Consider the following 20,015-nt stretch of genomic DNA (forward strand, 5'->3'; position numbering starts at 1 on the left):
AATCCAGCGGGGGTTTTTTTATGGGGAATGTTTACATCGGTTGTTGAGCCACGTCGTGATGACGGGTGACATCGACCGGCATGCCTGAGCGAATCTCCATCGCATGTTCCATGACGGCAGGGTCCGTTTGCGCCGCATTCTTAAAGGTCTGCATTGCGGTGTTCAACACGATTGGCAACAGTTGCGGGTCGTCATTAATCTTTTCTGACAGCGGCTGGTGTACTTCCACCAGCCGCATGCCGTTAGGCTCGACTGAGGCTTTGATCGGTGTATTAATGATATTGACCTTGGTTCCTGGTTTCACTTGACGGAACAGGGTTTCGATATCACCGTCGCGCAGACGAATACAACCAGAACTGACGCGCATGCCGATGCCAAAGTCAGCATTGGTGCCGTGCAGCAGATAAACGCCGCCGTATGCGGCTAAGCGAATCGCGTGATGGCCCATCGGGTTATCTGGCCCGGCAGGGACAACGGCAGGAAGGTCGATGCCATTTGCTTTATAGCGCGCACGGATATTTGCTGTAGGCGTCCAGGTGGGGTTGGCGCGTTTATCGGAAATGGTGGTTACCATGGTGGGGGTCAGCGTATCACCGCCTAACTGGCCAATGCCGATAGGATATACGGTCACCGAATTTGTTCCCGGCTGGTAATAATAAAGACGCAGTTCGGCGAGGTTGATGACAATGCCTTCGCGCGGTGCATCCGGTAACAGGGTTTGCAATGGGATCGTCAAAACGCTGCCTGGGCGAGGTACGAAAGGATCAACGCCGGGGTTAGCCTGCAACAGCGCTAAAAAGCCGACGTTGTATTTTTTCGCAATCGCTTCGAGAGAACCGCCATTGTCTTCGACAACGTGAACGGCATTCTGTCCCACCAGGCGGCTTCCCGGCGGCGGCAGCGGCCAGGTGTTTGCCTGAGCCGGAAGTGCTAACGCGAAGGTCGCTGCAAGCGTAAAAAACGCTAACCAGCGAGAGAGTCGTTTATTGTTTAACATCACCATAAATCCATTGTTTTTACGTGGTTTTTATTATGTAAAAGTAAACAGGAATTATGGCCGTTTGCTGTGTCGGGAAGTGCAGGGAAGTGCAAAGAGTTTGTAAATTCACAGGCCGGGAGGGCTGTGTGCGCTCCCGGCCTGTTCACTATGCTACGGCGTTTTCTTCAAGCTGGCGCATAAACTGGCGTACCCAGTCGATTCGCGTTTTGCGTTCGCCCAGATCCTGCATAAATTTCAGCCGGGTTGGGCCGTCCAGACGGAAGTGCTGCGGCTGTTTTTGCAGTAAACCAATCAGCCAGACCGGATTGACGTGGTTTTTCTCTGCAAACTCAATCGTGCCGCCTTTTTCATTGCCTTCAAGCTTTCTGATACCCAGTTTCTGCGCCTGTTGGCGTAACCGGGCAATATCCAGCAGCGTACGGGCCGGATCGGGCAGCAGACCAAAACGGTCTATCAGCTCGACCTTAATTTCTTCCAGCTCGTTTTCGCCTTTCGCACTGGCAATACGCTTGTAGAACGACAGTCGCGTGTTGACATCGGGAATATAGTCATCCGGCAGCAGTGACGGCATGCGCAGTTCAACTTCGGTTTGCTGGCTGGTGAGATCTTCCAGCGACGGTTCGCGTCCCTCTTTGAGCGCATCGACAGCATTTTCCAGCAGCTCCATATACAGCGAGAAGCCGATGCTTTCCATGGAACCACTCTGATCTTCACCCAGCAGTTCCCCGGCGCCGCGAATTTCAAGGTCGTGGGTCGCCAGCGCAAAGCCAGCGCCCAAATCTTCCAGCGAGGCGATGGCTTCCAGGCGCTTTTGCGCGTCGGTGGTCATCGCTTTTGGATGCGGCGTCAGCAGCCAGGCGTACGCCTGATGGTGTGAGCGTCCCACACGACCGCGCAACTGGTGCAATTGCGCTAAACCAAAGTGGTCGGCGCGTTCGATGATAATGGTGTTGGCGGTCGGAATGTCGATGCCGGTTTCGATAATGGTGGTACACACCAGCACGTTAAAGCGCTGATGGTGGAAATCGTTCATCACGCGTTCCAGTTCGCGCTCGCGCATTTGACCGTGGCCGATACCAATACGCGCTTCCGGCACCAGTTCCGCTAATCTGTCAGCGGTTTTCTGGATATTTTCAACGTCGTTAAACAGATAATAAACTTGCCCCCCGCGCAGAACTTCACGCAGGATAGCCTCGCGAACCACCAGATTGTCATATTCACGAACAAAGGTTTTCACCGCCAGACGACGGGCAGGAGGCGTGGCAATGATCGACAGATCGCGCATGCCGCTCATCGCCATATTGAGCGTACGCGGAATAGGCGTTGCCGTCAGCGTCAGGATATCGACATCCGCGCGCATTGCTTTGATGCGCTCTTTATGGCGAACGCCAAAACGGTGCTCTTCATCGACAATCAACAGACCCAGATCTTTTAGCTTCACGTCCGCTTGCAGCAGTTTGTGGGTGCCGATAAGAATATCGATTTTACCCTCGGCAACCTGCTCCAGAATTTGCGCTTGCTCTTTGGCGCTACGAAAACGGGACAGCATCTCAATGCGTACCGGCCAGTTGGCAAAGCGGTCGCGGAAGTTGTCGAAGTGCTGCTGCGCGAGCAGGGTGGTCGGAACCAGTACGGCAACCTGCTTGTGGTTCTCTACGGCGAGGAAGGCGGCGCGCATCGCGACTTCGGTTTTACCAAAGCCGACGTCGCCGCACACCAGACGATCCATGGCCAGCGGCTGACACATATCGCTGAGGACCGCGTTGATAGCCTGCGCCTGATCGGGCGTAGTTTCAAACGGGAAGCTGTCGCAAAACAGCTGGTACTGCTCACGGTCATGCTTAAAGGCAAAGCCTTCTTTCGCCGCCCGCTGAGCATAGATATCCAACAGTTCTGCCGCGACATCGCGCACCTTCTCAGCGGCTTTCTGGCGGGCACGAGACCAGGCATCTCCGCCCAGTTTATGTAGCGGCGCATTTTCTTCCGCGCCACCAGCGTAGCGGCTGATCAGGTGCAACGATGACACAGGCACGTACAATTTGGCGTCGTTGGCGTAGGTGAGCATCAGGTACTCGCCGGTGATACCGCCCGCTTCCAGCGTGGTCATCCCGGCATAACGGCCAACGCCGTGCTCCAGGTGCACCACCGGTTGACCTGGATGCAGTTCGGCGAGGTTACGAATTAACGTATCCGGATTGATGGTGCGACGAGAATCCTGGCGGCGGCGCGCCACACGTTCCCCGAGCAGATCGCTTTCACAAATCAGCGCCAGGTTGCGTTTGCTATCAATGAAGCCGTGTTCGGCTGCGCCAATCATCAGATAGCGGCCATTGTCGATGGCTTCGTCGAGACGCAGTATGCGCTTCGGCGCGATTTTGATACGGGCGAGCAGTTCGCCGAGCGCTTCGCGACGACCTTCACTTTCAACCGAGAAAATCACCGGACCGGTGAAGGCTTCAAGAAATTTACGTAACGCATCTAACGGTGCTTTTTGCTGCGCCTGAACCGCGATATCTGGCAACTTCTGGAAGCCGAGGTTAGTATTCGCGGCTTTGTTCGCCAGTGTCTCGGTTTTCAGTTGAACGCGCGGCCAGCGTTTTAGTTCGGAGAACAGCTCATCAACGCGCAGCCACAGCGAGTGCGGCGGCAGAAGCGGGCGCATCGGATCAACACCCCGATTCTCAAAACGCGACAGGGTATCGGCCTGGAAGCGTTCTGCACTGGTCTCTATATCACCCGTATTGACCAATAACGTATTGGCGGGGAAATAGCTGAACAGGGGGGGCAGCGGCTCGCTGAAAAACAGCGGCTGCCAGTATTCAATACCCGCAGGTAACGTGCCTTTGCTAACCTGCTGGTAAATATGTTCGGCGTCGCGTTTAACTTCAAAGGTATCGCGCCACTGGCTGCGGAACAGCTCGATCGCCGTTTTATCGGTCGGGAATTCGTGCGCGGGCAGCAAATTAATGGCATCGACTTCTTCCAGCGTGCGCTGGGTGTCGGTATCAAACAGACGCAGGCTGTCGATTTCGTCATCAAAAAAGTCCAGACGATAAGGCAATTCACTGCCCATTGGGAACAGATCCAACAACGCGCCGCGCGTGGCGTATTCGCCGTGCTCCATCACCTGATCAACATGGCGGTAGCCCGCGCTGTCCAGTTGTTCGCGCAGGGCGTTGCGCGAAAGCCGCTGACCTTTTTTCATCACCAGCGCATGACCGTGCAGATAGCTGTGCGGACAGACGCGCTGCATCAGCGTGTTCACCGGCACAATCAGCACACCGCGCTGCATGGCAGGGAGCTGATACAGGGTGGACAGTCGCGAGGAGATAATCTCCTGATGAGGGGAAAAGCTATCGTAGGGCAGCGTTTCCCAGTCCGCCAGGTTCATTACCATCTGGTCGGTAAACTGACGAATTTCATCATGCAGTCGCAGGGCATTTTGCATGTCCGGCGCGATCAGTACTACAGGACCCGCATGACGTTCAGCGATTTCGGCGACCAGCGTCGCGCAAGCTGCGCCGGTCAGTTCACCTAACTGGCGCTGGTCGGAAGCGCCGGCCGGGAGCGTGTAACGATGTTGTTCAGGCATTCGGTTGTCAGGATCTCGTTTAGATATACATCTGATAAGCAATGTTCTTTATTATCCGTGATCGTTTCTCATAAGCAAATTGATTCGCCCCCTGATGGGGGCAAAAAGCACGTTGAAATTAGCGCGAGGATGTCGATAAAGATGGCGGGGAAAAGAGCAAGTCGGCAACGGTTTTTTGCGAAATTTTACGCACCAGCAAGCCAAACAGGGTGCACAACAGCAGGCAGGCGAAGGGATAAACCAGCAGCAGGAGCAACTCGGCGTACGCAGGCCAGGCGGCATGATTGATTTTGGGGATGAGCGTTAAGCTGAACAGCTCAACCAAAATACGGTGGGTGGTGTAGATGGCGATGGTATTGGATCCAATCACGCTTAACGGGCTGGATGCGCGCATACCAAAGCGCTGCTCGAACTGATAAAACAGCTTCATGATCAGTACAATAGACAGGAGGGAAAGCAGTAGCGAAATATTTGCCAGCCACGCGACCACGGCGGCGACTACGCTAACCATAACGATGAGCGTATGACGGCGCAGGGGCACCTCTTTGATCCATACCATCAGCGTTGCGCCAAACCAGGCGCCGAGACTGTACCAGGGCAGATTGCGAATCACGCTGTTCACTCCCCACCACGGCGTGGGGAAAAAATTGATCGCCACACTCAGCACGACAAACAGCGTCAACAGCGGTAACGCCCAGCGGTTGAAAATCTTACACAGCACAAAATAGACAATCAGTGCATACAGATACCACAAGCTGGTGCTGGCGGTCAGCATCCCGTGGGTGAAGCCAGCGATTGATCCGGCATACGCGGCGTTGGCGGCATGACTCAGATCGCGTTGCGGAGCCAACCAGTTATTGAGCGAGACTAACGCCAGCCATTGCACGACTCCCCATAGCACCAGCACCCAGGCAATACTCCAGATTCGTTTATTCACGCAGGTCGTCCAGGGAACGTTATCGATGTAGCGGCGGATCAAATAGCCCGAAATAAAGAAAAATACCGGCATACGAAACGGCGCCAGGTACAGATTGAGGTAAATCCAGCATTTGCTCAGTATCTCTGAAAGCGGATGCTGAAAGGTGGTGAGGTGCGGGTAAAACGTAATGACTGAGTGGTATATAACCACCAGACAAATGCATAACCCTTTGATTTGATTAATCCATAGTTCTTTTTTATTCATCGAGACAGCGTACCCATATTGTTGGCTATAGCCTGCCATCCTGCGCAACCCGCTGTACGCTGTAATGCGTAACTGTCTGCATTTTGTTTTTTTAGGATAAAGATCAGGGACCGGTACTGAAGGGACGAGGGACAACTACAGCGGATTGATTTGTTTATACTTTTAGGAATAGTGCTGACGAACACTTACGGTTCAGTCATTTACCCATTCCGCTTTCGCTTATATACTCGTGACTTTGCTAACAGCAACCAGACGGATTTCATGTACCAACCTGTCGCTCTATTCATCGGCCTGCGTTATATGCGTGGGTGTGCAGCAGATCGCTTCGGTCGCTTCGTTTCCTGGCTCTCCACCATCGGCATTACTCTCGGGGTAATGGCGCTGGTCACAGTGTTGTCAGTGATGAACGGTTTCGAGCGCGAGCTGCAAAACAATATCCTTGGCCTGATGCCTCAGGCCGTTCTCTCGTCTCAACAGGGTTCCTTAAACCCGCAGCAACTGCCGGAAAAAGCGGTGGTGTTGAACGGCGTCAACCGCGTTGCACCCATAACAACGGGAGATGTGGTGCTGCAAAGTGCACGTAGCGTGGCGGTTGGCGTAATGCTGGGGATCGACCCGGCGCAAAAAGATCCGCTCACGCCGTATCTGGTCAATGTGAAGCAAACAGATCTGCAACCGGGTAAGTATAATGTCATCCTCGGTGAGCAGCTTGCCGGGCAGTTGGGCGTTAACCGTGGCGATCAAATTCGCGTGATGGTGCCGTCCGCCAGTCAGTTTACGCCGATGGGGCGTCTGCCGAGCCAGCGTCTGTTTACGGTGATTGGCACCTTTGCTGCTAACAGCGAAGTCGACGGCTACCAGATGCTGACCAACATTCAGGATGCGTCACGCCTGATGCGCTACCCGGTGGGTAATATCACCGGCTGGCGTTTGTGGTTGAACGAGCCGTTAAAGGTTGACACGTTGAGCCAGCAAACGCTGCCGCAAGGCACTAAATGGCAGGACTGGCGCGAGCGTAAAGGGGAATTATTCCAGGCCGTGCGCATGGAGAAAAACATGATGGGGCTGCTGCTAAGCCTGATCGTGGCGGTTGCAGCCTTTAATATTATTACCTCGCTGGGTCTGATGGTAATGGAGAAGCAAGGGGAAGTGGCGATTCTACAAACGCAGGGGCTAACGTCGCGGCAAATAATGATGGTGTTTATGGTCCAGGGGGCCAGTGCCGGAATTATCGGCGCGCTGCTGGGCGCAGGGCTGGGCGCATTGCTCGCCAGTCAATTGAACAACCTGATGCCCATTATTGGCGTGCTTCTGGATGGCGCTGCGCTGCCGGTCGCCATCGAGCCGCTGCAGGTTATCGTCATTGCGCTGGTGGCGATGGCCATTGCGCTGCTGTCTACGCTTTATCCTTCCTGGCGCGCTGCCGCCACTCAACCCGCTGAGGCTTTACGTTATGAATAAGATCCTGTTGCAATGCGACAACCTGTGCAAACGCTATCAGGAAGGCACAGTGCAGACCGATGTCCTGCACGATGTCAGTTTTTGCGTTGGCGAAGGCGAGATGATGGCGATTGTCGGCAGCTCCGGCTCCGGTAAGAGTACGCTGCTGCATCTGTTAGGTGGGCTGGATACGCCGACCTCCGGCGACGTCATTTTTAGCGGTCAGCCGATGAGCAAACTCTCGTCTGCGGCGAAGGCGGAGCTGCGCAATCAGAAGCTGGGCTTTATTTACCAGTTCCACCATCTGCTGCCGGATTTTACCGCACTGGAAAACGTGGCGATGCCGCTGCTGATCGGCAAGAAAAAACCGGCTGAAATCACTGCGCGCGCGCGCGATATGCTGAAAGCGGTAGGGCTGGATCATCGTGCCAGCCATCGGCCGTCTGAACTGTCGGGCGGCGAGCGTCAGCGTGTGGCGATTGCCCGTGCGCTGGTGAACAACCCTCGTCTGGTGCTGGCGGATGAACCCACGGGTAACCTGGATGCGCGTAATGCGGACAGCATTTTCGAGCTTCTGGGTGAACTTAACCGCTCTCAGGGCACAGCATTTCTGGTGGTTACGCACGATCTGCAGTTGGCGAAGCGGATGAGCCGCCAGCTTGAAATGCGCGATGGTCGCCTGACGGCTGAACTGAGCCTGATGGGAGCAGAGTAATGGCGTCGCCTTTATCGTTATTGATTGGCCTGCGCTTTAGCCGTGGTCGGCGGCGCGGCGGTATGGTCTCGCTGATTTCTGTGATTTCTACCGTTGGCATCGCGTTGGGTGTGGCGGTGTTGATCGTCGGATTAAGCGCCATGAACGGCTTTGAGCGTGAGCTGAACAACCGTATTCTGGCCGTGGTCCCGCACGGTGAAATTGAGGCCGTTAACCAGCCGTGGAACAACTGGCAGGAAGCGCTCGATAAAGTACAGAAAGTGCCTGGTATTGCCGCCGCAGCGCCTTATATCAACTTTACCGGGCTGGTGGAGAGTGGGGCGAATCTACGCGCGGTGCAAGTGAAAGGCGTTGACCCGAAACAGGAACAGCGTTTAAGCGCGCTGCCATCGTTCGTGCAGAACCACGCCTGGGATAATTTCAAAGCCGGTGAGCAGCAAATCATCATTGGTAAAGGGATTGCCGATGCGCTGAAGGTGAAGCAAGGCGACTGGGTGTCGATTATGATCCCTAACGCCAGTGCGGACCATAAGTTACAGCAGCCTAAACGCGTGCGTTTGCACGTGACGGGCATTTTGCAGCTGAGCGGTCAGCTCGATCACAGCTTTGCCATGATCCCTATGAAAGACGCGCAGCAATACCTGGATATGGGATCCAGCGTTTCCGGGATTGCGCTGAAAGTTAACGACGTGTTTAACGCTAATAAACTGGTGCGAGACGCGGGTGAAGTGACCAACAACTATGTTTATATTAAGAGTTGGATTGGCACCTACGGCTATATGTATCGCGATATTCAGATGATCCGCGCCATTATGTATCTGGCGATGGTGCTGGTGATTGGCGTGGCCTGTTTTAATATCGTTTCCACGTTAGTGATGGCGGTAAAAGACAAAAGCGGTGATATTGCGGTATTAAGAACCCTGGGAGCTAAAGATGGTTTGATCCGTGCCATTTTTGTCTGGTACGGCCTGCTGGCGGGTCTGTTCGGCAGTCTGATAGGTGTGGTCATCGGGGTGGTTGTCTCGCTGCAATTGACGCCGATCATCAACGGAATCGAAGCGCTTATCGGCCATCAGTTCCTGTCTGGCGATATCTATTTCATTGACTTCCTGCCATCGGAATTACACTGGCTGGATGTGATCTACGTGCTGGTGACAGCATTAGTGCTGAGTCTTTTGGCGAGTTGGTATCCGGCGCGTCGCGCCAGCAATATTGATCCTGCGAGAGTACTTAGCGGCCAATAACAATAAGAAGGAGCGGTGATGTATTACGGATTTGACATCGGCGGGACCAAAATTGCGCTGGGGGTATTTGATAACCAACGCCGTTTGCAATGGGAAACACGCGTCCCTACGCCTCGCGACAGCTATGAGGCTTTCCTTGATGCGGTCTGCAATCTGGTAACGGAAGCGGACCAGCGCTTTGGCGTCAAAGGTTCGGTGGGTATCGGCATTCCTGGCATGCCGCAAACAGAAGACGGTACGCTGTACGCGGCCAACGTGCCTGCCGCCAGTGGTAAACCGCTCCGTGCCGATCTCAGCGCCCGCCTTGACCGCGATGTCCGCCTGGACAACGATGCCAACTGTTTTGCTCTCTCTGAAGCCTGGGACGACGAGTTCACTCAGTATCCGCTGGTTATGGGGTTAATCCTCGGCACCGGTGTCGGCGGTGGACTGGTGCTTAACGGTAAATCCATCACCGGACGCAACTATATCACCGGTGAGTTTGGTCATATTCGTTTGCCGGTCGATGCGCTGACGCTGATGGGATTTGATTTCCCACTGCGCCGCTGCGGATGCGGTCAATTAGGCTGTATTGAAAGCTATCTCTCCGGCGGTGGATTTGCGTGGTTGTATCAGCATTACTACCATCAACCGCTGGATGCCCGTGAAATTATCGCGCTGTGGGAGCAGGGGGATGAGCAAGCGCGCGCCCATGTTGAACGTTATCTGGATTTACTGGCAGTCTGTTTGGGGAATATCCTGACCATCGTTGATCCTGATTTAGTGGTGATTGGTGGTGGTTTGTCGAATTTTTCCGCTATTACGACGCAACTGGCGGACAGATTGCCACGCCATCTGCTGCCGGTTGCCCGAGTGCCGCGTATTGAGCAGGCACGGCACGGTGATGCGGGCGGAATGCGCGGGGCCGCTTTTTTACATCTTACCGATTAATACAAAGAGGTTGTTATGCTGTCGCGTCGGAGTCATCGGTTAAGCCGCTTTCGTAAAAATAAACGCCATTTGCGCGATCGCCTGCGTCAACGAATCTTTTTCAGAGACAGAGTGGTGCCTGAATTGATGGAAAAACCAAGAGTGCTGGTACTGACGGGAGCGGGGATTTCTGCCGAGTCAGGTATTCGAACCTTCCGCGCGACGGATGGACTTTGGGAAGAACATCGGGTCGAAGACGTTGCGACCCCGGAAGGGTTTAGTCGTAACCCGGAACTGGTTCAGTCATTTTATAACGCCCGTCGTCATCAATTGCAGCAACCAGAAATCCAGCCCAACGCGGCGCATATCGCGCTGGCAAAACTTGAAGCCGAGCTGGGTGACCGTTTTTTACTGGTGACGCAGAATATTGATAACCTGCATGAACGCGCGGGCAGCCAGAATGTCATCCATATGCACGGCGAACTGCTCAAGGTTCGCTGTTCGCAAAGCGGACAGATTCTGGAGTGGACGGGTGATGTGACTGCGGAAGACAAATGCCATTGCTGCCAGTTCCCGGCTCCGCTGCGACCGCACGTCGTGTGGTTTGGTGAAATGCCGCTGGGAATGGATGAAATTTATATGGCGCTGGCAATGGCGGATGTGTTTATTGCCATTGGCACATCAGGCCATGTTTACCCGGCCGCGGGTTTTGTGCATGAGGCGCGGCTGCATGGAGCGCATACGGTAGAGTTAAATCTCGAGCCAAGCCAGGTGGGAAGCGAGTTCGAAGAGAAGCATTATGGTCCGGCAAGCCAGGTGGTGCCCGAGTTTGTTGAGAGGTTATTGAAAGGACTGTGATTTTTTTTGCCGGATGGCGGCAAATGCCTTATCGGGCCTACGGTTCGCATTGATGTAGGCCCGATAAGCGTAGCGCCATCGGGCATTCCTTACAATGCTGAATTAGCGTCCTGCTTTCAGCTTCTGATAGTACTCTTCATAGATAGCGCTGGCGGAACCGACGTCGTTTTGCCATTCCCCTTTGTTGATGGTTTCAGCATCAGGGTAGAGCGTTTTATCGTTCGCGACTTCCGGGCTTAACAGCTTACGTGCCGCCAGGTTTGGCGTTGGATAACCGATGGTTTCTGCGACTTCTTTCGCCACATCCGGGCGCAGCAGGAAGTTAATCAGCTTCAGCGCACCTTCTTTGTTTTTCGCATTAGCCGGAATAGACAGACTGTCCATCCAGAAAATACCCCCTTCCTTCGGCCATACCACTTCCAGCGGGGTCCCCGCCTGGCGCGCGACATATGCGGAGCCGTTCCACACCATCCCCAGATTGACTTCGCCTTCCATATACGGGTTAGCCGGGTTGTCAGAGTTAAATGCCGCGACGTTAGGCATCAGCTTCTTCAACTCGTTATAGGCGGCTTCAATCTCTTTTGGATCGGTTGTATTGCCGGAATATCCCAGCTTGCGCAGCGCCATCTGGAAGACTTCGCGCGCGTCATCGGTTAACAACAGGCTACCTTTGTACTCCGGTTTCCACAGATCTGCCCAACTGGTTACGCTTTTCGGGTCGATGGCATCGCTGTTGACGCCAATGGCCGTCGCACCCCAGATATACGGAATGGAGTAGTCATTGTTGGGGTCAAACGGCTTGTTGAGCATTTCCGGATCGAGGTTGTGGAAATTGGTCAATGTCGACTTGTCGATCTTCTGGATCATGCCTTCTTTACGCATTTTATCGACGTAATAGGTAGACGGAACCACCAGATCGTACGCACCGTCTTTATAGGTTTTGAGCTTGGCGTACATGGTTTCATTCGACTCGTAGGTCGAATAGATAACCTTAATGCCGGTCTCTTTGGTGAACTGCTCCAGCAGTCCTGGCGGCACGTACTCAGTCCAGTTATAGAAATAGAGCGTGTTGTTGTCATTCGCGTGAGCGGCGCTCATTCCCAGTGCCAGAGCACCCGCCGCGAGCAGGTGGCGTGACCATTTTTTCATCATTTAACGTCCCCTGAATTAAGGGCCTTAGCGGCCCTTGGTTTTATCACGTGCAATAAGCTGGCTGGCGATCACCATAACCAGCGACAGAACCAACAAAATGGTCGCCAGCGCGTTCACCTCGGGTGATACGCCGACTTTTACCATTGAGTAGATTTTTAAGGGCAAAATTTCGTAACCCGGTCCGGTGACGAAGGATGAAACGACGACGTCATCCATCGACAGCGTAAAGCTTAGCAACCAGCCTGCGGCTACCGCAGGCATTGCCAGCGGTAGAATGATCTTGCGCAGGATAGTCACTTCGCTGGCACCCAAATCTTTTGCCGCTTCCAGCATTCGCACATCAAAACCTTTCAGACGTGAATAGACCGTCACCACCACAAAAGGCAGACAGAAGGTAATATGCGAAAACAGCAGCGACCAGAAGCCGAGCTGAATGCCAATCAACATGAACAGCACCAGCAGCGAAATCGCCATCACGATATCCGGCGACATCATCACCACAAACAACATGCCGCTGACAAAGGGTTTCCCGCGAAAACGGTAGCGATAAAGCGCGACCGCGGTGAGTGAACCGATCAGCGTGGCAAACGTTGCGGAGAGTACAGCCATCGTCAGGGAGTGCTGCGCCGCCTGCAGCAGGCTGTCGTTGTTCACCAGCAGACCGTACCACTTGGTTGTAAATCCTTGCCAGTTGATGCCAAAGCGCGAGCTGTTAAAGGAGTTCACAATCAAAATAATGATTGGAATGTACAGATACGCGTAGATAGCGGTCATAAAACCGCCACGAAGCAGTCGACCGATCATTCGAGTTCTACCTTCTTGTTCAGCAAGCGGGAGGCGCGCCAGTAGACCAGCAGCATCAGCCCCATCACGATAGTCAGCGTTATGCTGGTAGCTGCGCCAAACGGCCAGTCGCGAATGTTCAGGAACTGCACTTTAATCACGTTACCAATTAACAGGTTTTTCGCCCCACCCATTAAATCGGAAACGTAAAACAGCCCCATTGCCGGCAGCATAACCAGCAGACATCCAGCGATAATTCCCGGCATCGTCAGCGGAATAATGATGCGGGTAAAGGTCTGAAATTTGCTGGCGCCTAGATCGCGTGCGGCTTCCAGCAGCGGTTTGTCGAGTTTCTCAATGCTGGAGTAGAGCGGCATCACCATAAACGGTAGCAGGATGTACACCAGGCCGATAATCACCGCGCTGGGGGTAAACATGATGCGAATAGGGGTATCAATAATGCCGAGCCACAACAGAAACTCGTTGAGATAGCCCTTGGTGCTGAGGAAAATTTTGAGTCCGTAAATGCGAATAAGCGAGTTGGTCCAGAACGGAACAATCAGTAGGAACAGCAGCAGCGGGCGCACTTTTTCCGGCAGCTTTACCAAAAACCAGGCAAACGGATAGCCGAGAACCAGACAGGCGAGCGTGGCAATCAACGCCATATTGAGGGAGTGAACCAGTACCTCAAAATAGAGCGGATCCAGCAGGCGAGTATAGTTTTCCAGCGTAAAGACCATTTTGACGAAATTAGCGTCGTCACGGGTCAAAAAGCTGGTACCGATGATCATCAGGTTGGGCAGAAAGACAAATAACACAAGCCAACCGACAATGGTGACGATCACCACACTCTGGAATTTACTTGTGTTCTTCATCAGCCAGTACGACCTCCCAGCTTTCTACCCAGTTAATCGCCATTTTCTGGTCGAGCGAGTGGTCGAAGTCAGGATCGTCTTCATTGAAGAATTCACTGACCATCACCATCTTGCCATTTTCCAGTTCCACAACCGACTCCAGCGTCATGCCTTTGTAGTTGCGTTCACGCACATAGCCGATAAGACCTTCAATATGATTATCGTCGTTGATCTCATCAACGCGCAGATCTTCCGGGCGCAATAATACGTGCAGTTTTTGTCCAGGCACTACCGCGAAGTTGACGTAAATGTTGCACTCGCGACCTTCCACATTAGCACGAACGCGCTGATCGTCCAGACGCTCAATGACCGTCGCGTTAAACATATTAATCTCGCCGATAAACCCGGCGACAAACAGATTTTTCGGCTCTTCGTAGATTTCGCGCGGCGTACCATCTTGCTCAATCTTGCCATCGCGCATCACCACGATACGGTCTGACATGGTCAGCGCTTCTTCCTGGTCGTGCGTGACAAAAACAAAAGTGATACCAAGCTTACGTTGCAGCGCTTTCAGTTCGTTCTGCATCTGTTTGCGCAGCTTGTAGTCCAGCGCAGAGAGGGATTCATCCAACAGGAGCAAACGAGGTTTGTTGACCACCGCACGGGCAATCGCCACGCGCTGTTGCTGCCCACCAGAAAGTTGATGCGGCTTTCGTTGGGCGAATTCTTCCAGTTGTACCATGCGCAGGGCTTCGGTAACGCGAGGAGGGATATCAGCAGCGGGTGTTTTTTGCATGCGTAAACCGAAGGCCACATTTTCAAACACGGTCATGTGGGGAAATAACGCATAGCTTTGGAAGACGGTGTTCACGTAGCGATTTTCCGCAGGAACGTGAGTGATGTCCTGGTTGTCCAATATGATATGACCGGAATCAACCGTTTCCAAACCGGCAATCAGGCGAAGAACGGTTGTTTTACCGCAGCCAGAGGGGCCGAGCAGCGTGAGAAACTCGCCGTTTTTAATGGTCAAATCCAGGCTGGAAATCACCTCTTTGCCATCGAAACTTTTGCGAATTCCCGCTAATTGCACCAGTGGAGAAAGCGAACGCGGTTGTTTATTCAATTTTTTACTCTGTCCCATGTAAACGCAACGGATGGCTGACCGATGCGGGGTTTGTGGTTAACCACCTTGATGACTCTTAATGAGGGCCGTTATTCTACGGCAAACCATGGTAATCGCCAATCCTTGTTGCGAATTACTGACTTAGCCCTATAGTCAGAGGGGATGTCATGGCGAAATATTCTTACTTGCGGGGATAAAAGTGACCTGACGCAATATTTGTCTTTTGTTGCTTATTGATAATGTTGTCACAAAAAGTGAGGGTGACTGCATGGATAAACTACTTGAGCGTTTTTTACACTACGTGTCGCTGGACACCCAATCAAAATCGGGCGTGCGGCAAGTACCCAGCACCGAAGGACAGTGGAAGTTATTACAACTGCTCAAACAACAGCTCGAAGAGATGGGGCTGGTCAATATTTCACTCAGCGAAAAGGGGACGCTGATGGCAACGTTGCCTGCTAACGTTGCTGGCAATATTCCCGCTATCGGTTTTATTTCCCATGTGGATACCTCACCGGATTGCAGTGGTAAAAACGTTAATCCGCAAATTGTTGAAAACTACCGCGGGGGCGATATCGCGTTAGGTATTGGCGATGAAGTTCTGTCGCCGGTGATGTTCCCGGTACTGCATCAGCTTTTGGGCCAGACGCTAATCACTACAGACGGCAAAACATTGCTGGGTGCCGATGATAAAGCGGGCATCGCAGAAATCATGACCGCGCTGGCTGTGCTAATCCAAAAAGAGATCCCGCACGGTGATATTCGCGTGGCCTTTACGCCTGACGAAGAGGTCGGTAAAGGGGCGAAGCATTTTGACGTTGCTGCATTCGATGCGCAGTGGGCCTATACCGTTGATGGCGGTGGCGTAGGGGAGCTGGAGTTTGAAAACTTTAACGCCGCGTCGGTTAATATCAAGATCGTGGGCAACAATGTGCATCCCGGCACCGCAAAAGGGGTGATGGTGAATGCGCTGTCGCTGGCGGCGCGTATTCACGCCGAGGTTCCGGCAGATGAAAGCCCGGAAACGACGGAAGGCTATGAAGGCTTTTATCACCTGGCGAGCATGAAAGGGACGGTTGATCGGGCGGATATGCACTACATCATCCGGGATTTTGACCGCAAGCAGTTTGAGGCGCGTAAACGCAAGATCATGGATATCGCCAAGAAGGTTGGCAAAGGGTTACACCCGGACTGCTATATCGAACTGGTGATCGAAGACAGCTACTACAATATGCGCGAAAAAGTGATTGAGCATCCGCACGTGCTGGATATTGCCCAGAAGGCGATGCGCGATTGCGATATTGAACCTGTGCTGAAGCCTATTCGTGGCGGAACCGACGGCGCGCAGCTGTCGTTTATGGGGTTACCGTGTCCTAATCTGTTCACCGGCGGCTACAACTATCATGGCAAACATGAATTTGTGACCCTGGAAGGGATGGAAAAAGCGGTGCAGGTAATTGTACGTATTGCGCAGTTAACCGCGAAGCAGCAGTAAATTTCTCGGTAGATGCCGGATGGCGCTTTGCCATCCGGCCTGGAATATTTCATTCGGGTAGGCCTGATAAGACGCGTTAGCGTCGCATCAGGCACAATCACACACTATCCTTCGAAGAACCAATACCCGCTATTAACCAATGCGGCCAGCATGGCAAGGAAAGATGGATCTTCCAGCGCATCCTCAAAATTCTCGGCCGTCAGTACGATATGGCTGGCAAGGGCTTCAAGGGCAGGACGATGCGGCGAGTCAATTTTCTCACCATTGGCGTAGATATCATCGCCGATGCGCAATACACGCAATCCACCCAGACGCACTAATACATCCCCTTGCTTCAGGGCGTCGTAGATTTCGTCAGGCTGATAGGGTGGCTCTGGCGGGGCAATATCCAGTTCATGACGAGACTGAGAAATAAACTCACCAAACCATTGTTGGAAATGTTCAGGTTGATTAATCAGCCCCAGCATCATTTCGCGCAGCTTGTCCATCTCCTGCGGTAGAACGTCAGCCGGATGATCGCGGGGCGGCAGATCCGGATCGCTGTAATATGTGCTGCCCAGTTCACGCTGTAAAACGTAATCGGCAAATCCGCTGATCAGCTCGCGAGTGTTTGGCGCACGGAAGCCCACCGAATAGTTCATGGCGTTTTCCAGCGCGTAGCCTTCGTGTGGGAACCCTGGCGGAATATACAGAATATCGCCGGGTTCCAGCTCTTCATCAATGATGGCTTCAAACGGGTCGACCTGCAGCAGATCCGGGTGAGGGCAGTGCTGCTTCAACTGTAGTTTTTCGCCCACGCGCCAGCGGCGGCGTCCGGTTCCCTGAATAATAAACACATCGTACTGATCCAGATGCGGGCCAACGCCGCCTCCGGGTACGGAGAAGGAGATCATCAAATCATCGATACGCCAGTCCGGCAGCTCGCGAAACGGACGCATCAGCGCCGCGGTTGGCTCATGCCAGTGATTGACCGCCTGTACCAGCAGCGACCAGTTGTTTTCGCCAAGATGGTCATAGCTTTCGAATGGACCGTGGCTAACCTGCCATTTACCGTCCTGATGGCTGACGAGTCGGCTGTCGACTTCGCTTTCCATTGCCAGTCCAGCCAGTTCGTCAGGAGAGAGTGGATCAATAAAGTTGTTAAACCCGCGTTTTAAGACCACAGGACGTTTTTGCCAGTGGCGTTCCAGAAAATCGGGCCAGTTGAGTGTGAGTTGGTATTCCATAATGAGCATCCCGCAGGCTGGTATCTGCAACCGATTATAACGGATACTTAACCTCAAGCGTGAAGTCAGTACATATTTATTACATGCGGCGGTTACTCGTCTTTCTGACCCGGCTGCTGGCGGCCAAAAATGACTTCCATGCGTGCGCCGCCCAGCAGGCTGTCACCTGCAATAATTTGCCCGTCGTACTGTTCGGTGATTTCACGCGCTACCGCCAGTCCGACACCTTGTCCTGGTCGTAGCGTATCGACTCGTTGTCCACGGTCAAACACTACTTCTCGTTTGCTATGCGGAATGCCGGGACCATCATCTTCAACCAGAATATGAAGCTGATCTTCTGATAGTCGCGCTGAAATCTCGACGAACTCCAGACAATATTTACAGGCGTTATCCAGCACGTTTCCCATCACTTCGACAAAATCGTTCTGCTCGCCTACAAAGCTGATTTCAGGTGAGATGTCGAGATTAATGTTAACGCCTTTACGCTGATACACCTTATTCAGCGCCGAGGTAAGTTTATCCAGCAACGGCGCGACAGGATGCAGTTCCCGGCTGAGCAGGGCGCTACTGCCACGCATGCTGGCGCGATGCAGGTAATAGCCAATCTGCTGGGAAATACGACTGATTTGCTCGAGCATGATCGGCTCCGCGTCGCTTACGTTCATTTTTTCGTTACGCATCGAGCGGAGCGTACTTTGCAATACGGCCAGCGGGGTCTTCAGGCTATGGGTAAGATCGGTTAACGTGGTGCGGTATTTGTCGTAGCGCTCACGTTCGCTTTTCAAAAGCCGGTTGAGGTTGCGGACCAGACTGGTCAGTTCACGCGTGGTCGCGGGATTCAGCATTTCACGATGATGTTCTTCAAGCTCACGAACTTCACGCGCCAGCGATTCAATAGGTCGCAGGCTCCACCAGGCGGCCACCCATAACAGTGGAATGACCAACAACAGGTTGGCGATCAGCACATAAATGAACCAGCTCCAGACCATATACGAGCGCTTTAACTCAATAGGAATGGTATCGACAACCACAATGGTCAGTTGGGGCATTCTGGCGGTGGCTGGATAGACATTCACCGCAACCGAATGGGTCATTTCAGCGTCGCCGTCGTCTTCTCTGACTTCTTTTAACTGCTGCTGTGCGGAGTGATCTGCGCCCAGCAACGTGCTGGTGGCGTCGACATTGGCTTCAATTTCATGAAAACCGTTCGTCTTAAGCCAGTCAGGTTGAATACTCTGGGTCAGCCAGGGGACGTTGCGCTGTGCCCACAGCAATTTGCCGTTTTCATCATAAATCAGCGACATTGTGGGGCTTTGCATATCGAGATTCTCGGGTAACTCGACATTAATTTTACCGTTATCCCATTTCGCCAGGGTATAGAACAGATTGCTTTCGCCGCGCAACAGGCGAAACGTTGTCTTATCAAAGCTGACGCTATAACCCACCAGGGCAACGATGCCGTAGGCCAGTGAGAGCACCAATACCACGCCAGCGGTTGCCAGTAAAAAACGTAGCCGAAGTGATAACGGGAAAAAATGACGCAATAGTTTATTCATTAGCGCAATTCAAAAAGATATCCCTGGCCACGCACGGTGGTGATGACGTCGTCAGGATACTGCGCCTGTATTTTTTTGCGCAAACGTCCCATCAGAACATCAATAGTATGACTTTCACGCAGCTCGGCATCCGGATAAAGCTGCAGCATGAGCGAATCTTTACTGACCACTTTGCCGTTATTACGGATGAGTGTTTCCATAATGGTGTATTCGAACGCCGTGAGCTTGATCACCTCATCATTGACGGATAACTCACGGCGAGAGAGGTCCACCTGAAAAGGTGGAAGGGAGATAATCTGCGATGCCAGACCGCTGTTGCGACGCATCAATGCCTGCATGCGCGCAGCCACTTCTTCAATGTGAAACGGTTTGGTGACGTAATCGTCGGCGCCGGCGCTGAGCACTTCCACCTTGTCCTGCCAGCCTTCACGGGCGGTTAATACCAGAATCGGGAGTGAAACATCATTGCTGCGCCAGCGGCGGATCAACGACAAGCCATCTTCATCAGGGAGCCCTAAATCAACGATCGCGATATCCGGCAGATGTTCATTAAGGTAATAGTCTGCTTCCTTAGCGTCCTCTGCATCATCCACCTGATGCCCTAAATCCTGTAACTGAACCTTGAGGTGGTGGCGTAATAAAGCATTATCCTCGACAACCAGTACGCGCATCATCGTTACTCCCTATATGAACGGTATGAATAGTTTAACGCTGATTATGTGGATTGAAAGCAGCGCTATGAAATTAAATAACTTTTCTCATGCTCCCCTGCCCGTGGGGGCGTCCTTGGGAAGGGGGGCTATTAGTGCCAGGTACTCATGAAGTCAAAGTGGATCGGGATCGTTTTTGGATAGCTTGAGTCGCGACACTTCTTCATAAGGAGCA

Annotated in this window: 16 protein-coding genes; 6 read left to right on the forward strand and 10 right to left on the reverse strand. The window is 53.0% G+C overall.

Annotation, left to right across the window (positions count from 1 at the left end; all coding sequences use genetic code 11):
* Positions 1–31: 31 nt before the first annotated feature.
* From FDX04_RS08290 to FDX04_RS08300, 3 genes are all read right to left on the reverse strand, one after another.
* On the reverse strand, positions 32–997 hold the full coding sequence (locus FDX04_RS08290; RefSeq protein ID WP_137359948.1) for a L,D-transpeptidase family protein: 966 nt from the start codon (positions 995–997) through the stop codon (positions 32–34).
* 148 nt (positions 998–1,145) lie between these two features.
* A complete protein-coding gene (gene mfd, locus FDX04_RS08295; protein ID WP_137370765.1) occupies positions 1,146–4,592 on the reverse strand; it encodes a transcription-repair coupling factor in 3,447 nt (1,148 codons plus the stop codon).
* A gap of 118 nt (positions 4,593–4,710) precedes the next feature.
* Entirely contained in the window at positions 4,711–5,775 is a 1,065-nt protein-coding gene (locus tag FDX04_RS08300) for an acyltransferase family protein (RefSeq protein WP_137370766.1), read from the reverse strand.
* Positions 5,776–6,036: 261 nt separating this feature from the next.
* Here FDX04_RS08300 and lolC point away from each other — a divergent pair, with 261 nt between their 5' ends.
* From lolC to cobB, 5 genes are read left to right on the forward strand one after another with little or no spacing between them, the layout of a single operon-like run.
* The gene (gene lolC, locus FDX04_RS08305) at positions 6,037–7,236 is read left to right on the forward strand and encodes a lipoprotein-releasing ABC transporter permease subunit LolC (protein WP_137370767.1); all 1,200 of its coding nucleotides are present in this window, start codon (positions 6,037–6,039) and stop codon (positions 7,234–7,236) included.
* Complete coding sequence (gene lolD / locus FDX04_RS08310) at positions 7,229–7,930, forward strand: lipoprotein-releasing ABC transporter ATP-binding protein LolD (protein WP_042309095.1); 702 nt, start codon at positions 7,229–7,231, stop codon at positions 7,928–7,930. The genes lolC and lolD overlap by 8 nt, the downstream gene beginning before the upstream one ends.
* Entirely contained in the window at positions 7,930–9,174 is a 1,245-nt protein-coding gene (gene lolE / locus FDX04_RS08315; RefSeq protein ID WP_042309093.1) for a lipoprotein-releasing ABC transporter permease subunit LolE, read from the forward strand. Before lolD ends, lolE begins: the two co-directional genes overlap by 1 nt.
* A gap of 18 nt (positions 9,175–9,192) precedes the next feature.
* Positions 9,193–10,104 (forward strand): N-acetylglucosamine kinase, encoded by a 912-nt coding sequence (nagK, locus tag FDX04_RS08320; protein WP_137370768.1) that lies wholly within the window; start codon positions 9,193–9,195, stop codon positions 10,102–10,104.
* Between the two features lie 15 nt (positions 10,105–10,119).
* The gene (gene cobB / locus FDX04_RS08325) at positions 10,120–10,941 is read left to right on the forward strand and encodes a Sir2 family NAD+-dependent deacetylase (RefSeq protein WP_042309089.1); all 822 of its coding nucleotides are present in this window, start codon (positions 10,120–10,122) and stop codon (positions 10,939–10,941) included.
* Between the two features lie 102 nt (positions 10,942–11,043).
* On the opposite strand, the gene potD is transcribed toward cobB, so the two are convergent.
* The 4 genes from potD to potA are packed head-to-tail and all read right to left on the reverse strand — an operon-like array spanning position 11,044 to position 14,871.
* Positions 11,044–12,090: a spermidine/putrescine ABC transporter substrate-binding protein PotD gene (gene potD, locus FDX04_RS08330; protein ID WP_042309338.1), complete on the reverse strand. Its 1,047-nt coding sequence runs from the start codon at positions 12,088–12,090 to the stop codon at positions 11,044–11,046.
* Between the two features lie 27 nt (positions 12,091–12,117).
* Positions 12,118–12,897, reverse strand: coding sequence for a spermidine/putrescine ABC transporter permease PotC (gene potC / locus FDX04_RS08335; protein ID WP_006684943.1), 780 nt, complete (start codon positions 12,895–12,897; stop codon positions 12,118–12,120).
* The gene (gene potB / locus FDX04_RS08340) at positions 12,894–13,751 is read right to left on the reverse strand and encodes a spermidine/putrescine ABC transporter permease PotB (RefSeq protein ID WP_087857769.1); all 858 of its coding nucleotides are present in this window, start codon (positions 13,749–13,751) and stop codon (positions 12,894–12,896) included. The genes potC and potB overlap by 4 nt, the downstream gene beginning before the upstream one ends.
* A complete protein-coding gene (gene potA / locus FDX04_RS08345; protein ID WP_038639864.1) occupies positions 13,735–14,871 on the reverse strand; it encodes a spermidine/putrescine ABC transporter ATP-binding protein PotA in 1,137 nt (378 codons plus the stop codon). The genes potB and potA overlap by 17 nt, the downstream gene beginning before the upstream one ends.
* 250 nt (positions 14,872–15,121) lie before the next feature.
* On the opposite strand from potA, the gene pepT reads away from it, so the two are divergent.
* Positions 15,122–16,348 carry a peptidase T gene (gene pepT / locus FDX04_RS08350; protein WP_061381742.1) on the forward strand — a complete coding sequence of 409 codons (1,227 nt, stop codon included), beginning with the start codon at positions 15,122–15,124 and terminating at the stop codon, positions 16,346–16,348.
* A 104-nt stretch (positions 16,349–16,452) separates the two neighbouring features.
* Here pepT and roxA read toward each other — a convergent pair whose 3' ends face one another.
* The 3 genes from roxA to phoP all read right to left on the reverse strand — a co-directional run bounded on the left by roxA (position 16,453) and on the right by phoP (position 19,801).
* Positions 16,453–17,574, reverse strand: a complete 1,122-nt coding sequence (gene roxA, locus FDX04_RS08355; RefSeq protein ID WP_038639870.1) for a [50S ribosomal protein L16]-arginine 3-hydroxylase — start codon at positions 17,572–17,574, stop codon at positions 16,453–16,455.
* A 92-nt stretch (positions 17,575–17,666) separates the two neighbouring features.
* Positions 17,667–19,130, reverse strand: a complete 1,464-nt coding sequence (phoQ, locus tag FDX04_RS08360) for a two-component system sensor histidine kinase PhoQ (RefSeq protein ID WP_137359951.1) — start codon at positions 19,128–19,130, stop codon at positions 17,667–17,669.
* Complete coding sequence (gene phoP, locus FDX04_RS08365; protein ID WP_042309337.1) at positions 19,130–19,801, reverse strand: two-component system response regulator PhoP; 672 nt, start codon at positions 19,799–19,801, stop codon at positions 19,130–19,132. The genes phoQ and phoP overlap by 1 nt, the downstream gene beginning before the upstream one ends.
* Positions 19,802–20,015 lie beyond the last annotated feature (214 nt).

It is taken from the genome of Citrobacter sp. wls615 (assembly GCF_005281355.1).
GTDB lineage: Bacteria > Pseudomonadota > Gammaproteobacteria > Enterobacterales > Enterobacteriaceae > Citrobacter > Citrobacter werkmanii.

Excerpts from the sequence above, each read along its gene's own strand:
- FDX04_RS08290 (WP_137359948.1), bottom strand. The coding sequence starts at position 997 with ATGTTAAACAATAAACGACTCTCTCGCTGGTTAGCGTTTTTTACGCTT.
- mfd (WP_137370765.1), bottom strand. The coding sequence starts at position 4,592 with ATGCCTGAACAACATCGTTACACGCTCCCGGCCGGCGCTTCCGACCAG.
- FDX04_RS08300 (WP_137370766.1), bottom strand. The coding sequence starts at position 5,775 with ATGAATAAAAAAGAACTATGGATTAATCAAATCAAAGGGTTATGCATT.
- lolC (WP_137370767.1), top strand. The coding sequence starts at position 6,037 with ATGTACCAACCTGTCGCTCTATTCATCGGCCTGCGTTATATGCGTGGG.
- lolD (WP_042309095.1), top strand. The coding sequence starts at position 7,229 with ATGAATAAGATCCTGTTGCAATGCGACAACCTGTGCAAACGCTATCAG.
- lolE (WP_042309093.1), top strand. The coding sequence starts at position 7,930 with ATGGCGTCGCCTTTATCGTTATTGATTGGCCTGCGCTTTAGCCGTGGT.
- nagK (WP_137370768.1), top strand. The coding sequence starts at position 9,193 with ATGTATTACGGATTTGACATCGGCGGGACCAAAATTGCGCTGGGGGTA.
- cobB (WP_042309089.1), top strand. The coding sequence starts at position 10,120 with ATGCTGTCGCGTCGGAGTCATCGGTTAAGCCGCTTTCGTAAAAATAAA.
- potD (WP_042309338.1), bottom strand. The coding sequence starts at position 12,090 with ATGAAAAAATGGTCACGCCACCTGCTCGCGGCGGGTGCTCTGGCACTG.
- potC (WP_006684943.1), bottom strand. The coding sequence starts at position 12,897 with ATGATCGGTCGACTGCTTCGTGGCGGTTTTATGACCGCTATCTACGCG.
- potB (WP_087857769.1), bottom strand. The coding sequence starts at position 13,751 with ATGAAGAACACAAGTAAATTCCAGAGTGTGGTGATCGTCACCATTGTC.
- potA (WP_038639864.1), bottom strand. The coding sequence starts at position 14,871 with ATGGGACAGAGTAAAAAATTGAATAAACAACCGCGTTCGCTTTCTCCA.
- pepT (WP_061381742.1), top strand. The coding sequence starts at position 15,122 with ATGGATAAACTACTTGAGCGTTTTTTACACTACGTGTCGCTGGACACC.
- roxA (WP_038639870.1), bottom strand. The coding sequence starts at position 17,574 with ATGGAATACCAACTCACACTCAACTGGCCCGATTTTCTGGAACGCCAC.
- phoQ (WP_137359951.1), bottom strand. The coding sequence starts at position 19,130 with ATGAATAAACTATTGCGTCATTTTTTCCCGTTATCACTTCGGCTACGT.
- phoP (WP_042309337.1), bottom strand. The coding sequence starts at position 19,801 with ATGCGCGTACTGGTTGTCGAGGATAATGCTTTATTACGCCACCACCTC.